This window comes from Rhodococcus sp. MT28, from assembly GCF_058792695.1.
The window spans coordinates 471,016-485,609 of record NZ_JBXAFD010000001.1 but is presented as its reverse complement, the minus strand read 5'-3'; the positions used below and the strand labels follow the sequence as shown (position 1 = coordinate 485,609).

The 14,594-nt window shown below is 63.2% G+C and carries 11 protein-coding genes, 1 tRNA gene and 1 pseudogene; 8 read left to right on the top strand and 5 right to left on the bottom strand.

Translation table 11 applies throughout. From position 1 onward, the window contains the following. Positions 1–106 precede the first annotated feature (106 nt). A pseudogene (locus AC1Q6C_RS02280) lies at positions 107–1,332 on the top strand (erythromycin esterase family protein). 5 nt (positions 1,333–1,337) lie between these two features. Here the strand turns inward: AC1Q6C_RS02280 and AC1Q6C_RS02275 are convergent. Next, positions 1,338–2,462: a serine hydrolase domain-containing protein gene (locus AC1Q6C_RS02275; RefSeq protein ID WP_193595048.1), complete on the bottom strand. Its 1,125-nt coding sequence runs from the start codon at positions 2,460–2,462 to the stop codon at positions 1,338–1,340. Between the two features lie 250 nt (positions 2,463–2,712). On the opposite strand from AC1Q6C_RS02275, the gene AC1Q6C_RS02270 reads away from it, so the two are divergent. The 4 genes from AC1Q6C_RS02270 (at position 2,713) to AC1Q6C_RS02255 (ending at position 6,601) form a co-directional block, all read left to right on the top strand. Beyond that, the gene (locus AC1Q6C_RS02270; protein ID WP_029255974.1) at positions 2,713–3,246 is read left to right on the top strand and encodes an NlpC/P60 family protein; all 534 of its coding nucleotides are present in this window, start codon (positions 2,713–2,715) and stop codon (positions 3,244–3,246) included. 65 nt (positions 3,247–3,311) lie between these two features. Further along, a complete protein-coding gene (locus AC1Q6C_RS02265; protein WP_058037854.1) occupies positions 3,312–3,998 on the top strand; it encodes a response regulator transcription factor in 687 nt (228 codons plus the stop codon). Beyond that, positions 3,995–4,990 (top strand): HAMP domain-containing sensor histidine kinase, encoded by a 996-nt coding sequence (locus AC1Q6C_RS02260; RefSeq protein WP_007727705.1) that lies wholly within the window; start codon positions 3,995–3,997, stop codon positions 4,988–4,990. The genes AC1Q6C_RS02265 and AC1Q6C_RS02260 overlap by 4 nt, the downstream gene beginning before the upstream one ends. Positions 4,991–5,098: 108 nt before the next feature. Continuing rightward, a complete protein-coding gene (locus AC1Q6C_RS02255; protein WP_328512023.1) occupies positions 5,099–6,601 on the top strand; it encodes a DUF4153 domain-containing protein in 1,503 nt (500 codons plus the stop codon). Between the two features lie 73 nt (positions 6,602–6,674). Here the strand turns inward: AC1Q6C_RS02255 and AC1Q6C_RS02250 are convergent, their stop codons facing one another. After that, positions 6,675–9,011 carry an arylsulfatase gene (locus AC1Q6C_RS02250; protein WP_230358960.1) on the bottom strand — a complete coding sequence of 779 codons (2,337 nt, stop codon included), beginning with the start codon at positions 9,009–9,011 and terminating at the stop codon, positions 6,675–6,677. A 205-nt stretch (positions 9,012–9,216) separates the two neighbouring features. Here AC1Q6C_RS02250 and AC1Q6C_RS02245 point away from each other — a divergent pair, with 205 nt between their 5' ends. Together AC1Q6C_RS02245 and AC1Q6C_RS02240 are read left to right on the top strand one after the other, a co-directional pair. Then, positions 9,217–9,885: a TetR family transcriptional regulator gene (locus AC1Q6C_RS02245; protein ID WP_064111709.1), complete on the top strand. Its 669-nt coding sequence runs from the start codon at positions 9,217–9,219 to the stop codon at positions 9,883–9,885. Positions 9,886–9,920: 35 nt separating this feature from the next. After that, on the top strand, positions 9,921–10,838 hold the full coding sequence (locus AC1Q6C_RS02240; RefSeq protein ID WP_050654720.1) for a TauD/TfdA dioxygenase family protein: 918 nt from the start codon (positions 9,921–9,923) through the stop codon (positions 10,836–10,838). Position 10,839: 1 nt separating this feature from the next. Here the strand turns inward: AC1Q6C_RS02240 and AC1Q6C_RS02235 are convergent, their stop codons facing one another. Then, positions 10,840–11,802: a formylglycine-generating enzyme family protein gene (locus tag AC1Q6C_RS02235; protein WP_050654677.1), complete on the bottom strand. Its 963-nt coding sequence runs from the start codon at positions 11,800–11,802 to the stop codon at positions 10,840–10,842. 49 nt (positions 11,803–11,851) lie between these two features. Further along, positions 11,852–11,927: transfer RNA gene (locus tag AC1Q6C_RS02230), tRNA-Arg, on the bottom strand. 242 nt (positions 11,928–12,169) lie between these two features. Between AC1Q6C_RS02230 and AC1Q6C_RS02225 the strand changes: the two genes are divergently transcribed. Continuing rightward, the gene (locus tag AC1Q6C_RS02225; protein WP_217017718.1) at positions 12,170–13,549 is read left to right on the top strand and encodes an LLM class flavin-dependent oxidoreductase; all 1,380 of its coding nucleotides are present in this window, start codon (positions 12,170–12,172) and stop codon (positions 13,547–13,549) included. A 9-nt stretch (positions 13,550–13,558) separates the two neighbouring features. On the opposite strand, the gene AC1Q6C_RS02220 is transcribed toward AC1Q6C_RS02225, so the two are convergent. Next, positions 13,559–14,557, bottom strand: coding sequence for a winged helix-turn-helix transcriptional regulator (locus AC1Q6C_RS02220; RefSeq protein ID WP_003940366.1), 999 nt, complete (start codon positions 14,555–14,557; stop codon positions 13,559–13,561). Positions 14,558–14,594: the final 37 nt, after the last annotated feature.

The following is a 14,594-nucleotide window of genomic DNA, read 5'->3' as shown; positions in this document are numbered from 1 at the left end:
ATCACCTCCGATTGAGGCTTTTCACGGTATACCCCAGCTAATTGCCAGTGAAAGTTTCACTCGAATCTTCAACGATACTGTCGAAGGCAGTCCACCTTCGAAAGGGATGATCATGTCCACTGCCCCATCGCTTAGTGAGTTCGGCCACCAACTCGAAGACGCGGCAAGTCTTGGTCGTGCGGTCGACGAACTGCTCGCCACGCTAACCGAGGTGCCGACTCTGCTCGCCCTCGGCGAGCCGACCCACGGAGTCAAGGTATTTCCGTTGCTGCGCAACGAACTTCTCGGCCAACTGGTCGAACGAGGATATCGGTCGATCGTGCTCGAAACAGATGTCTTTGCGGCTTTGCTCGTGAACGACTACGTGAACGGGGGAGAGGCGGACATCGAGAAGGTGCTCGCCACAGGCTTCAGCCACGGATTCGGTGCGGTACCGGGCAACCGCGAACTCGTCGAATGGCTACGCGAGTACAACCACGGCCGCGCTCCGGCCGACCGAGTTCGCTTCTACGGCTTCGACGCTCCGGTGGAGTATTCCGCGGTGCACCGAGCCCACGTGGCGCGCTGTCTGCAGCAGGTGACTTCCTGCCCGCTGCGATGCGGCCGCACTCGTTCGACGGCATCGACCTTCTGCTCGGGCAGGACACCGACTGGACCAACCCGGCGGCGATGTTCGAACCGGCTGCGTCCGTCGGCAACTCCGATCAGGCTCGTGCCCTGCGCATCATTGCGGACGACCTCGCCAGCGTCCTGCGGCGCGCCGCACCTGTGCTGCGGCCCGCCGACCCGGCCGGTTACGACCTGGCCCTTGCACATTCACGCACCGCTCTGGGGCTCTTGCGCTATCACTCCGCGATGGCGAGTTCCGCTCCTGATCGCATCGGCACTCTGCTCAGTCTGCGTGCCGAGATGATGGCCGAGAACCTGTTGGCGGTCGTCGCCCAGGAGCAGCGACGCGGGCCGATCCTGCTCTTCGCACACAATGCCCATCTCCTGCGAGTGCCGTCCGACATGCCCGTCAACGGCGACGTGGTCAGCTGGGGGAGCGCCGGCTCACTTGTCGGACTTGTCCTCGGGGAGCGCTACGTATTCGTGGCAACCGACGCCAACCCCGACAGTGATCCGGGCACTCTGCAGGGAGCGTTGGCCGATGCGACCAGTCGGCGTGCCCTGTTTCCGGCGCCCGCACTTCGCGCAGCACTTGACCCGTCCGTCACCGCGGGAGAGGCGATCCTGCCCGGCCACCTGCCGCTGAAACCTTCGGAGTTGGACGGCGCCGACGCGGTCATCTTCGTCGCGGATACCGACGGGCAGCGTCATCAGTACTGGTAACAGCGTCAGGGGCAGAGCGCGTGCGAGAGTATCGCGACGGTGTCCGGCTGGTCCTTCGGCGTCGACGTCAGCGTCACAGTGAACGCGCGGTCCGGCGTCGCACCGGACAGTGTGTAGTACCCGTAGATCCCGCCACTGTGGCCGGTATAGGTGACGCCGCAGGGAAGTTCGGTGGCGCCGACGCCCATCCCGTACCCGAGTCCCTCGGCTTCGGTGGTGGCGACCTGAGGGGTGGTCATCTCGGCAAGCTGCTCGGCCGGCACCACCTGCCCGTCGAGTAGTGCACGCCAGAAGGTGTTCAGGTCTGTGCCCGTCGAGACCATCGCTCCGGCAGACCAGGGGATCGACGGTTCCGTGCGGGAAACGTCGGTCAGGCCACCGTCGAGATCCTGATAGCCCGTCAGGTGATCGCCCCTGATATCGCGCTCACCGGCCGCCGGGAGGTACGTGTCTTCCAGGTCCAGCGGGTCGAGTATCCGAGACTGAAGTTCGTCGGCGTAGCTGCGGCCGGTCACCGATTCGACGAGCATTCCGAGAACGATGTAGTTGGTGTTGGTGTAGACGAACGACGTTCCGGGGACGAATTGCGCCGGTTTGCCGAGGGCGATGGCGACCGCGGCGGACGGCGTCAGCGTTCGGTCCTCGTTTGCGGCAATCCATTCGTCGGCGCCGGGTTCTCCGGCGAACTCGGGTAGGCCGCTGCGATGTTGCAACAGTTGCCGCACGGTGATTGCGCTACCGTCTGTGCCACTGCCGTCCATGTCACTGCCGTCCATGTCACTGCCGTGCAGTAGGCCCGGGAGGTACTGCTCGATCGGTGCGTCGAGGTCGACCTTGCCTTCGGCCACCAACTGCAGGACGAGTGAAGCGGTGAATGTCTTTGTCACACTTCCGATCCGGACCCGATCATTCTTGCCGATCGAATCGCCGTTGGTCCGATTGGGTACGCCGCTGGTCATGACAGCCGTCGTGGTGCCGTCGTCGAGTGTTGCGATCGACCCGACGACACCCGACCTGGTGAGTCCGTCGAGATCCGATTGAATCTCCACTGCGCGCTGGAGCGTCGAGCAACCGATCAGCGCCGTGGTGGCTCCGATGATGACCGCGGCGACAAGGAGGTATGAGCGCATGATTTCGAATCTAGGGATCCGCCGGCTCCGACGGATCCGGGAAATCCCCGATCATTCCCTGATCTTTGCCAGGCCGGGACGTAAGGCCTGTTTGTCGAAAACCGACAAATGGGATCAATGATTCCTGTCCGAACACCACGTCTACGCCGTTAACATCCGAACGAAGTGTTTGTTTTCACGTGTCTTACCAGTTCACGGCTATCGAGGTGCGCTGCCGCGCGCCGAAACGACTCCCACGAAGGACGGATGCATGAAGAAGTCGACACTCCGCACGGGAACGGTCGCTGCTCTGCTGACCGGAAGCGTCCTGTTGCTCTCCGCTGCCCCCGCCTCGGCCGACCCGGGGAGCCTCGGCAGCGGCGGCAGTAGCGGGAGCTCCGGCAGCCTGGGAAGCGCAGGAAGCATCAGCAGCGGATCAGCCGCACTCCCCATTCCGAGTCCGGCAGGCCTGATCGCGCTGGCAGCAGCGAGCACTCAGACCGGAAAGCCCTACCAATGGGGCGGAGTCGGGCCGAACTCGTGGGACTGCTCCGGGCTGGTGCAATGGGCGTTTCGGCAGGCCGGAGTGAATCTGCCAAGGACCAGCCAACAGCAGGCCAACGTCGGACAGCCGGTTCCTCGGTGGGCCCTCGCGCCCGGCGACGTCATCACCTTCTACCCCGGTGCGACGCACGTCGGCATCTACGCCGGATTCGGAATGGTGTTCAACGCCTACGGAGTTGGTGTTCCGACCGGACTGACGCCGCTGGCGGATCTGCCGATCAACAACATCCGCAGGTTCTAGAACCTGCACAGAACCTTCACAAGTCCTCCCAGGTTCATCCACGAGGGCCGAATACAGTCAGTTCCATGAGTCAGCGAAGAGTGCTCGTGGTCGACGACGAGGTCAGTATCTGCGAGTCCATCGCAGCGAGGCTGCGTGCCGAGGGCTACGACGTCGAGTTGGCATTCGACGGCCCCAGCGCTGTGACCCGCTGCGAGCAGATGGATGCCGACCTAGTGGTGCTCGACGTGATGATGCCGGGATTCGACGGCCTCGAAGTTTGCCGCCGCATCCAGGCCGTGCGCCCGGTGCCCGTGCTGATGCTGACCGCTCGCGCCGATGAAACGGACATGCTGATCGGTCTCGGCGTCGGGGCCGACGACTATCTGAGCAAGCCGTTCAGCATGCGTGTGCTCGTCGCCCGGGTGCAGGCTCTGCTTCGGCGTGCGGATCGCGCGGAGCACGCTGCTCGCCCGGTGGCCGACCTCCTCGAGTTCGGTGACGTCGTGATCGACCTGACCGAACGTCGAGTGCGCCGTGATGCGCAAGAAGTTCACCTGACTCGCACCGAATTCGATCTCATCGCCTATCTGGCGGAGCGGCCGCGAGCCGCGATCCCGCGGGAGTCGCTGCTCGAGGAGATCTGGGGCTGGGGTGAGGGAGCGGGCAGTCGGACCGTCGACAGCCACGTCAAGGCGCTGCGACGCAAGCTCGGACCTTCCGTGATCCGGACCGTTCACGGGGTCGGGTACGCCTGGGACGTGCCGCGATGAGCGTCGTCGACCGTCTTTTTGCACGGTGGCCGCGGCCGCTGGACCCGATGCGGTCCTTCAAGGTGAAGGTCGGCCTCCTGGTTGTCGCAGCACTGGTGTTCGCCGCGGGTGGTTTCTGGCTGACGTCGCAACAACCGTTTCGTTTTGCTCTACTGACGGCGTTGGTTGTCGCTCTAGGCGTTACTCAGGTGCTCGCACACGGGATGACGTCACCGCTTCGCGAGATGACGGCCGCGGCGAAGGCGATGGCGCGCGGCGACTATTCGCGGCGAGTACGAGCGACTTCCAGAGACGAAGTAGGCGAACTCGCCCATGCGTTCAATCGGATGGCCGAGGACCTCGGGGCCGACGACCGGTACCGCCGCGAGTTGATCGGCAACGTCTCCCACGAACTGCGCACGCCCATCACCGCTTTGCAAGCCATGCTCGAGAACGTCGTCGACGGTGTCGAAGAACCGGATCCGGCGATGATGAAATCGGCGCTGCGGCAAACGGAACGACTGGGCGCGCTGGTAGCCGACCTTCTCGATCTCTCGAAACTCGAGGGTGGCGCAATGCCGTTGAAACGCCGCCGTTTCGAGGTCGAGCCGTTCTTACGCGAGCTGTCGAGTGTGAGTGCGGGCGACATCGAGATAGACGTCAAGCCTCCACAATTGTCCGTGGTCGCCGATCCGGATCGCCTCCACCAGGTGGTGACCAACCTGGTGGACAATGCGGTTCAGCACGGGAACGTCGACACCAAAGTTGTCATCCGAGTACGTACCGGCAGCGCGGGGGAGTTGGTGCTCGACGTCCACGACGACGGCCCCGGCATCGAACCACAGGCCCGTGAGCGAGTGTTCGACCGCTTCATCCGCGGCGGCTCGACCGACGGAGGCACCGGACTCGGCCTCGCGATCGCGAAGTGGGCGGTCGAATTACATGACGGCAGGATTGCCGTCGTCGATGCCCCGTCGGGTTGTTGCATTCGAGTAGTGCTGCCGCAGAACTGAATCAAAGTCCCTGACGAGATCGAGAGATCTCGCGATGGCGCATGTCTTCATCGGCATTCGTCTGTACTTCCGACCCTGAAAAATTGAACCAGACACATAGGAGATCACATGAGCGCTCCGATAGTAATTCCACCGAAACCGCCGATGCCGGCCGTAAAACCCAAGCGTTCCAGCCGGTTCTGGCGTCCCGATCGCACTTCGATGGCCACCCGCTCGATGCTCCTCGGCGCGGCCGCAGTAGGGGTGCTTGCGGCCCTGATCCTCGACCCAGGGTTCGCGAGTATCGCGTACTTGATCGTGGGTGCCGGTGTGGTGATCGTCTTCGGGATTCTGACGCCGCCGCGGATGACCGTGACGCAGTGGGTCGCCGCCATCGGGATGCTCGCACTGCTGGGTGTTGCCGCCGTTCGCGGTGCGGAGTGGTTGGTGTTCCTCTGCGTCGTGGTTGCATGGGTTCTGTTCACGTGGACTCTGATCGGCGGGCGGACGTGGACCGGGATACTTCTGGGAACGCTTGCTCCCTGGCGGGCACCGCACCGGACGGTCAACTTCGTTCGTCGTCGAAAGCTCGCTACCCGCTCTGCTCCGCGGGTGCCGGCGGCGCGAGTTGTCGTCGTGGGCGCAGTGTCGATTCTTCTCCTGTTGATTTTCGGATCTTTGTTCGTGAGTGCGGATCCGGAGTTCGCGAAGATCTTCGGCGGCTTCGCTCCGGCCATCTCGGTGTCGAACCCGGGGGCACGGATCTTTGCCGGCGTCGTGATGGCGTTCGGCACGCTGGTTGCGGTGTATCTGCGCCGCAGAACGCCGACGGTGGACGCGTTTGCACCTGCGCCGGCGACGCCGTTGCCGATGTGGGAGTGGGCGGTCCCGCTCGGAGTGCTCAACGTGCTGTTCCTCGGTTTTGTCGCAGTACAGACGAAGACGCTGTTCGGGGGAGACGAGCACGTACAGGTGACCGATGGACTGACCTATGCGGACTATGCGCGTGAGGGTTTCTGGCAGCTCATGGCGGTTACCGTGCTGACGCTGCTCGTCATCGCCGTCGCAGTGCGGTACATCGACCGCCGCGACGCTGGATCGAGGCGTCTTGCCCGCGGACTGCTGGGTGCCCTGTGTGTCTTCAGCCTGGTGATCGTGGCGTCCGCTGTGCACCGGATGTGGTTGTACGAGAATCAGTACGGTTTCACGGTGCTCCGGGTCAGCGTCTTCGCGACAGAGCTGCTTCTTGGCTTCGTGTTCGTGTTGTTGCTCGTCGCAGGTATTCGGATGTCCGGGAAGTGGCTGCCCACAGCTGTTCTCGCCACTTCGGCCGTCGCGCTGCTGGCCTTCGCGGTGTTCAACCCCGACGCGTACATCGCGCAAAAGAACGTGGAGCGGTTCGAGGGCGGCAAGAGCATCGACGTTTCCTACTTACGCGGGCTCTCCGTCGACGCGGTACCTGCCTTGGATCGTCTACCGGAACCGCAGCGTTCATGTGCCTTGAGCAGATATCGATTCGGAGTGCCGGGCACCACTGCGCCCTGGGAGTTCAACGCAGCGCGTGAGAAGGCCCGCGACATCCTGGAAGCTCGCCCGGTGGGGCCGTGCCTGCAGATGTACACGGTCGGATAGACGCAGGGCGATTGTGCAGCCGCACGGCAGATATCGCGCGCGGCTGCACAATCGGCGAGCGTCGCCTGGTCGATCAGTGCACGGCGAGTGAGATTTTCTCCCGTTCCTCTGCGGACACCACATCTCGGGTGGATCGTAAGTCGACGGTCACGCTGTGGAGTTTGCCGCCGTAGCGGAACGTGCCCTTCTCCGCGAACTCTTCCGCGACCGGGCTTCCCCGGTTGATGCCGACGTCGAGCTGCTCGTTCATGCTGAAGATCGCCCGAGTGGTCTTCTCGATCCGGCCCTCGGAGACCACCTCGTCGTCGACGCTCAGGGTGGCGGTTCCACCCTTGCCGATTCCGCCGCCGTCGTACTCGAAGTGGACGGACACCTCGCGCGCATCGGGTGCCAGCGGGTTGCGCCCACGCACGAAGGTCCGACCACCGCCGCTGAAGTTGTAGCAGTAGACGGGGACGGAATCGAGTATGTACAAAGCGAATCCGCCGAACCGGCCACCGAGGCTGACCAGCATGCCGTCGGCGACGCTACCCAGACTCGCGGTCAGCGTGTACGAGCGGTTGAAGAACGTCGGCGCGGCTTTCTCGACCAGACCGTTCATGTGTGGGTACAGCGTGAGGGTCTTGCGGCCCATCATCGGATGCGGGGGTCGTGATTCCGCGGTGGCGTGGCGACCGACCGTTCTGTCGTCCAGCGGCAGCACCTGATATTTGGCCGCCTCGACGAGGAACTTTTCCTTGAGCCGGGCGAGGATCTCGGGATGCTCGTCCGCGAGATCGCGGGCCTGCGACCAGTCGACCGAGGTGTCGTACAGCTCCCAACGGTCCTCGCTCATCGGTGTGAGCTCGAGGCCGTGAGTGGCCATCAGCCAGGGTGCGCGGTGGGCCGTGACTGCGGTCCAACCGTGATCGTAAATTCCGCGGTTGCCGAAGATCTCGAAATACTGTGTGGTGTGGCGCTCTTCGGCATCGGGCTCGGCGAAGGTGTAGTTCATCGCCACGCCTTCCATCGGTTTCTGGGTGACCCCGTCGACGCTGGTCGGTGCCGGAATACCGGCAGCTTCCAGGATTGTCGGCGTGATGTCGACGCAGTGATGCCACTGCTCCCTGATTCCTGGCTTGTCGATCCCCTTGGGCCAGTGGGTGATCAGACCGTTTCGGGTACCGCCGTAATGGGACGCAACCTGCTTGGCCCACTGGTAAGGGGTGTCGAGAGCCAGAGCCCACGACGCCGGATAGTGCGGGTAGCTGGTTTCGGTCCCCAATTCGTCGTAGCGCGCCAGTACGTCGGATGTCGCACTCTTGTAACCGTTGAGGCCGGCGAGGTAGTTGAACGAGCCCTCCATTCCGCCTTCCGCGGAAGCGCCGTTGTCACCCATCATGTAGAGCACCAGAGTGTTGTCGAGTACATCCATGTCCTGCAACCGGTCGACGAGCCTGCCTACCTCGTCGTCGGTGTGCTCGAGAAACGCCGCGTACAACTCCATCAAACGGGCCGAGACCTTCTTCTGGTCGTCGTCGAGTTCGTCCCAGTGTGGGAGCCCTGGAGCCCACGGGGCCAATTCGGTATCAGGAGCGACGACGCCCAGTTCCTTCTGCTTTTGGAGGGTGATCTCGCGTTGGCGATCCCACCCGTGATCGAATTCGCCGACGTACTTGTTCAGGTATCGGTCCGGAACCTGGAGTGGAGCGTGGCACGCGCCGAAGGGGAGATAGCAGAACCACGGCTTGTCGGGGTCCATCGTGTTGACGCCCTCGATCCATTCGATCGCGTGGTCGACGAGATCCTCTGACAGGTGGTAACCCTCCTGTGGTGTCTTGGGTAAGTCGACCATCGTGAAGTCCTCGTAGAGAACCGGGGTGAACTGGTCGGACTCGGCACCGAGGAAACCGTAGAACTTGTCGAAACCCTCACGGACCGGCCACCGATCGAACGGCCCGGCAGCGGTGGTCTCCCACGTCGGGGTCTGGTGCATCTTGCCGAAAGCACCTGTCGCATAGCCGTTTCCCTGTAGGACGCGTGCGACCGTGGCGGCAGAGGCGGGGCGGGTCCCGTTGTATCCCGGTGCCGCGTTGGCCATTTCGGAGATGACACCCATACCGACACTGTGGTGGTTGCGCCCGGTCAGTGTGGCGGCACGCGTCGGCGAGCACAGAGCCGTGGTGTGGAATCGGCTGTATTTCACGCCGGTTTCGGCCAAACGCTCGGCGGTGGGGGTGCGGCACGGGCCACCGAACGCGGAGGGTGCGCCGAATCCGACGTCGTCGATCATGATCAGCAGCACGTTCGGGGCCCCGACCGGCGGGCGAAGCGGTTCCGGGCGGGTGTACGGGGGATTCTGATCGGGGTAGTACACGGCGGCCGCGACGTTCGGCGTCTCGGGAATGATCGGAATGGAATGGCGATTCACCAGCAGGCTCCTTGGCGTGTGCAAAACCGGGCGGATTAAGCGGTCGTCTTAATCTGGAGCGTATCGAGCGGAATTAAGTTGGCGGCGTATGTCTCGTTGACTGGGACAACTACCCCCGTGAGTGGTTAAGGAGTCCCTGCACTCCCTAGCCGCGCACAGGGGATGGGGCTTGCGGAATTAAGACAGTGACTTATATGGTCGGTGTATGCCCGCCTCGTTGGATGCCAAGAACGCCATGATCGCCGTCGCCGAGCGGATGTTCGCCGAGCAAGGTATTCACGAAGTGTCCATGCGGGACGTGGCGACTGCGGCCGGGCAGCGCAACAACTCTGCAGTTCAGTATCACTTCGGTGGGCGAGACGGTCTGGTGCTGGCCGTATTCCGGCATCGGATGGATCAGATCAACGCAGCGCGACTGACGTATCTCGACGACATCGACGCCAGTGGGCGGACCGACTTGGTCCGTGCTTTGGTCGAAGCCTTTCTGTACCCACTGGCCGATTTTCTGGCGACGGTCGACGGGTCCAACTATGCGCGGTTCATCGCGAGAATTTCACCGTCAGTGGATACACAGAGTGCTGAGTTTCGCGAGGTCAGTGAAGGAATCAACGAGGTAGTCGGCAGGTTGACGCGGGCGTTGCCGCATCTGCCCCGCCGCGTCGCGGTTGAACGGATCGATCTGACGTTCAACATGAGCGTCTCTGCTCTGGCCATCTTCGAGCAGCGCCGCGAAGACGAAAACCCCGTTGTGCAGGCAGATTTCGATACGACGGTGGATCATCTGGTCGATCTCGCGGTAGGAGCACTGACCGCGCCCCAAAGCGCACACAAACGCACACGAGCAAAGCGGGTGCACGCGTCGATTGACGTGTGACCCCGCGACACGACACGACAGGACGGAGTCATTCGATGGCTACCCTTACATCATCACGAACAGTCCAAATCGGCAATCACACAATCGAATTCGGACCACGCGGAATGAGGCGCAATCCGGAAGGCGTTGAATCGAGGCCGTACGAGCGGTTCACTCTGACACCCGTCACACCGTTCATCGGTGCCGAGATCAGCGATATCGACTTGCGTGATCCGTCGGAGGAGCAGATCGAGGACGTGCGTCGGGCCCTCCTCGAATGGAAGGTCGTGTTCTTTCGGGACCAGCCGATTTCGAGCGTGAATCATCGTGACTTCGCGGCCCATTGGGGTGAACTCGAGGTTCATCCACTTCTCCCGCAGGGAGAGGTCCCGGCAGTCGTCAGATTCGAACGCGGAGAGGACAGTCCAGGAACCGAGAACATCTGGCACGTCGACGTCACCTGGACGAAGACGCCGCCGCTCGGTTCAGTACTTCGGGCGATCGACGTACCGCCTGCCGGTGGTGACACGCTCTGGGCTGATATGGGTAACGCCTTCGACTGCCTCCCCGACGAGATCAAGGACTTGATCGACGGCAAGGACGCCATCCACGATTTCGTGCCGTCCTTCGGACGCGGCATGAGCCCGGAGAAGTTGGAACAGATGAAGGAGCAGTACCCGCCGGTCCTGCACCCGATGGTGCGTAAGCATCCGGAGACCGGGCGTAAGACTCTGTTCGTCAACAGCCTTTTCACCACCCACATTCCGGACATGGATCCTGTCGAAGGCAACGATCTGCTCAACCTGCTGTTCGCGCAGGTCAAGGTCCCGGACTTTCAGTGCCGCTTCAAGTGGGCGCCGAATTCCATTGCCTTCTGGGACAACCGGGCTACCCAGCACTACGCAGCGAGTGATTACTTCCCTCATCGCCGCGTCATGGAGCGGGTGGCCATCCTGGGGGACGTGCCCTTCTGATCTACTCCTGCGGAATGCGGATGATGCACCGGAAGCCGACGTGGCAGGTTGAGGACTCCTCGGATTCGCCCTGCCGCGCGGCGGGGCGGTAGCGCAAGCAGTAGTTCGGTGCACACAGATGTGAGCCGCCTTTGATCACCCGTCGTGCGTAGGGTTCGCCCACCAACGCCTCCGTGGCGAACTCCGCTCGGGGATTACGAGGAATGCAGCACGACGAGGCCGGCGCGACGTTCTTGGAACTGCGGGCGTGGTCCGATGTGTAGTGATCGGCCGTCCATTCCCACACGTTCCCGGCCATGTCGAACAGTCCGTAGCCGTTGGGCCGGAACTTTCCGACCGGAGCGGTGCGCTCGTAACCGTCCTCGAGCAGATTCTCCCAGGGGAACTGGCCCTGCCACACGTTGCCACCGGGCCGCCCGCCCGGAGAGTCGTGATCGCCCCACACGTACGCCTGGCGATCGAGTCCACCGCGGGCGGCAAACTCCCACTCGGCCTCGGTCGGGAGTTCCTTGCCGGCCCACGCGGCGTAGGCCTGGGCGTCGAAGTACGACACGTGGGTGACGGGGTGCCGTTCACGTCCCCCGACGTTGCTGTGGGCGCCCTCGGGATGGCGCCAATCGGCGCCGGGAGTGAACGACCACCACTGGGTGTAGTCGTCAAGTGAAACCGGGCCGGGTGGCGAAGTGAAGACCAACGATCCCGGGACGAGGAGGGCTGGATCGGCGTCGGGATAGTCGGCGGCATCCGGGGCGATTTCAGCAGTGGTGACGTGGCCGGTTGCCTTCACGAAGCGTCGGAACTCGGCGACCGTCACCGCCGTCGTGTCCATCCAGAATCCGTCGACGGTGACCTGGTGAACTGGGCGTTCTTCCGGATAGAAATCTTCGGAGCCCATCCAGTACGTCCCACCCGGGATCAAAGACATGTTCTTCGGGGGAGTAGCCGTGGAGTGAGGCGTCGTCATGAATTCAAGAATGGCACGTTGGTCGCGCCGATGTGGGGAGAGTCCCACCTGGTGCCCTCGGCAGGATTCGAACCTGCGACCCTTCCTTTAGGAGAGGAATGCTCTATCCCCTGAGCTACGAGGGCGGGGAGCGTACCGACAAGCGCTGAAAACCCTGTGCTGCCGGGGTTTTCGCTTCCCGATACTGCTGTTGCGTCCGCTCGACCTGTCGGCACGAAGCCTCGGGCGTCACAGCTGCGCTAGTCAGTGTAGCGGCCCGCCGACGAGGTCGCGAAGTCGACGGTATCGCCGGGTGCAAGCAGGAGCCGAACCGATCGCACTGATCGCAATGGTGTTCACCGCGGAGCAGGCACGGCATCGTGCGGGAATGCCCCGCAGAATCCGATTCAACGCCTTTGCCATGAACTGCGTCGCCCACCAATCACCAGGTCTGTGGCGCCACCCGGAGGACCAGTCGTCCAGGTACACGGATCTGAGGTACTGGACGGAATTGGCGAAGCTCCTCGAGCGTGGACGATTCGACGGGCTGTTCCTGGCCGACGTGTTGGGAACGTACGACGTGTACGGCGGCAATCACGACGCAGCGCTGCGGCAGGGCGCGCAGGTACCGGTCTCGGACCCGCTACTGCTGGCGTCGGCGATGGCTGCCGTGACCGAGCACTTGGGCTTCGGGATCACCGCAGGTACAGCTTTCGAGCATCCCTACCCGTTCGCTCGGCGCTTGAGCACCCTCGACCACCTGACGAACGGGCGAATCGGGTGGAACGTGGTCACCGGATACCTCCCCTCGGCCGCACGGAACATGGGCGAGGACGACCAACTCCAGCACGACGATCGCTACGACCACGCGGACGAGTACCTCGAAGTTCTCTACAAGTTGTGGGAAACGTCGTGGGAAGACGACGCGGTGGTGCGTGACAGAACCACCGGGGTCTACACAGACCCCGCCAAGGTTCATCCGATCGAGCACGAAGGCAAGCACTTCACCGTTCCGGGCATCCACATCTCCGAACCTTCTCCGCAGCGGACGCCGGTCATCTTCCAGGCCGGCGCGTCGCCTCGCGGGGTTCGGTTCGCCGCCGAGAATGCCGAAGCAATTTTTGTCGGTGCACCGACAAAGGCGATTCTCAAAGACACCGTTGCCCGAATCCGAAACGAACTGACGAAGGTCGGGCGAGATCCGTACTCGGCCCGCATCTACACACTGTTGACGATCATCACCGACCGAACCCCTGAGTTGGCCCAGGCGAAGCTCGAGGACTACCGCAGCTACGCGAGTAGTGAAGGCGCGCTCGTTTTCACCTCGGGGTGGATGGGAATCGACCTCTCCGGATACCGAGCGGACGAACCGATCGGGAACGTCGAGAGCAATGCCATTCAATCCGCGGTCGCATCGTTTCGCCAGGCCGACGAGAAAGGTGGCGAATGGACGGTGGGGGACATCGCGGAGTGGGCGGGCATCGGCGGGCTCGGCCCGATCGTTGTCGGTTCCGGCGCGGAGGTCGCCGACGAATTGCAGGAGTGGGTGTCCGAGACCGACGTCGACGGTTTCAATCTCGCGTACGCGGTGACTCCCGGAACCTTCGAAGACATTGTGGAGCATGTGATTCCGGAGCTGACCAAACGAGGTGCCTACCAGAGCGACTACGACGAGGGAACGCTGCGCAACAAACTGTTCGGGCGAGGGGACAGGCTGCCGCTCGAACACCGAGGCCGGAGCTTCGACCGGATCCGCACTGCCGGCTGAGCGGGGACCTCAGGACCAGCCGGACCCGGGTACGTGAACCGAGGTGGTGAGGTCGACGGCCTCGATGTCCGAAGACCTCAACTCTTCACCGCACACACTGCAACCCAAGCGTGCTTCGAACCGTTTACCGCAGGCCTTGTGATGGAGAACGATGTCCGGGCCGTCCGCGGATCTGAACCAACGCTGACCCCAGGAGATCATGCACATCACCACGGGGAAATACGCCGTGCCCTTGGCGGTGAGTCGATACTCCGACCACTGTGGGCGATCCGGAAGCGGACGCGTTTCCATCACACCGATCTCGGTGAGGTGCTTCAAGCGATCCGCGACTATCGCCGGTGGTGCACCGGTGATCTCGGCGAACTCTCCGTAGCGGCGAGCGCCTCGGAAAGCTGCACCGATGATCGCCGCTGACCAGCGATTGCCGACAAGTTCCATCGTGTGAGCCAGAATCTCCGGACGGCGTTCGGACTTGGTGGAGCGTCGCCGCGATGTTGCTTCCGGGACACTGCGTGAGAAGTCCCCACTCGGACCCATTTGGGAGTCCAGGGATCGTACGTCCACGTCCTCGCCGCACTCCTTGCAGCGCAGGATCGGGGTGAAGTCGTTTCCGCAGGTGCTGTGCCGCAGTGGTGGAAGCGGCTGGGTTTCATTGGGCGCCCACTGCTTCTCCCACGACCACATGGTGATGAGGACGGGCCAGATCGACTGCCCTTTGCGGGTGACCGAGTATTCGTGCCTGGGCGGGTTCTGCTGATACTCACGACGCTCGAGCATTCCGCCGGCCGTCAGGACCGCCAACCGTGAGGACAATACGGAGTTGGAGATTCCCCCGAGGGCGAGCCAGTCGTTGTATCGCCGCGACCCCAACAGGGCGAATCGCAGAATCCAGAGGTTCCACTCGTCCCCCAACAACCCGAGCGTGACGGCCAGTGCGTTCGGACCGCCGGCAGGCAACTCGGTGACGCCCGCCGACGCGGTGGGTGTCGAAGATCCGGCTGCATTCACTCGTACCACCCCGAAATCATAGGCCGCGCACCCTGCG

Bases quoted from the DNA above. Each gene is read 5' to 3' on its own strand.
- AC1Q6C_RS02245 (WP_064111709.1), top strand. From the start codon at position 9,217: ATGCCCGCCTCGTTGGATGCCAAGAACGCCATGATCGCCGTCGCCGAG.
- AC1Q6C_RS02255 (WP_328512023.1), top strand. From the start codon at position 5,099: ATGAGCGCTCCGATAGTAATTCCACCGAAACCGCCGATGCCGGCCGTA.
- AC1Q6C_RS02270 (WP_029255974.1), top strand. From the start codon at position 2,713: ATGAAGAAGTCGACACTCCGCACGGGAACGGTCGCTGCTCTGCTGACC.
- AC1Q6C_RS02275 (WP_193595048.1), bottom strand. From the start codon at position 2,462: ATGCGCTCATACCTCCTTGTCGCCGCGGTCATCATCGGAGCCACCACG.
- AC1Q6C_RS02225 (WP_217017718.1), top strand. From the start codon at position 12,170: ATGCCCCGCAGAATCCGATTCAACGCCTTTGCCATGAACTGCGTCGCC.
- AC1Q6C_RS02265 (WP_058037854.1), top strand. From the start codon at position 3,312: ATGAGTCAGCGAAGAGTGCTCGTGGTCGACGACGAGGTCAGTATCTGC.
- AC1Q6C_RS02240 (WP_050654720.1), top strand. From the start codon at position 9,921: ATGGCTACCCTTACATCATCACGAACAGTCCAAATCGGCAATCACACA.
- AC1Q6C_RS02235 (WP_050654677.1), bottom strand. From the start codon at position 11,802: ATGACGACGCCTCACTCCACGGCTACTCCCCCGAAGAACATGTCTTTG.
- AC1Q6C_RS02260 (WP_007727705.1), top strand. From the start codon at position 3,995: ATGAGCGTCGTCGACCGTCTTTTTGCACGGTGGCCGCGGCCGCTGGAC.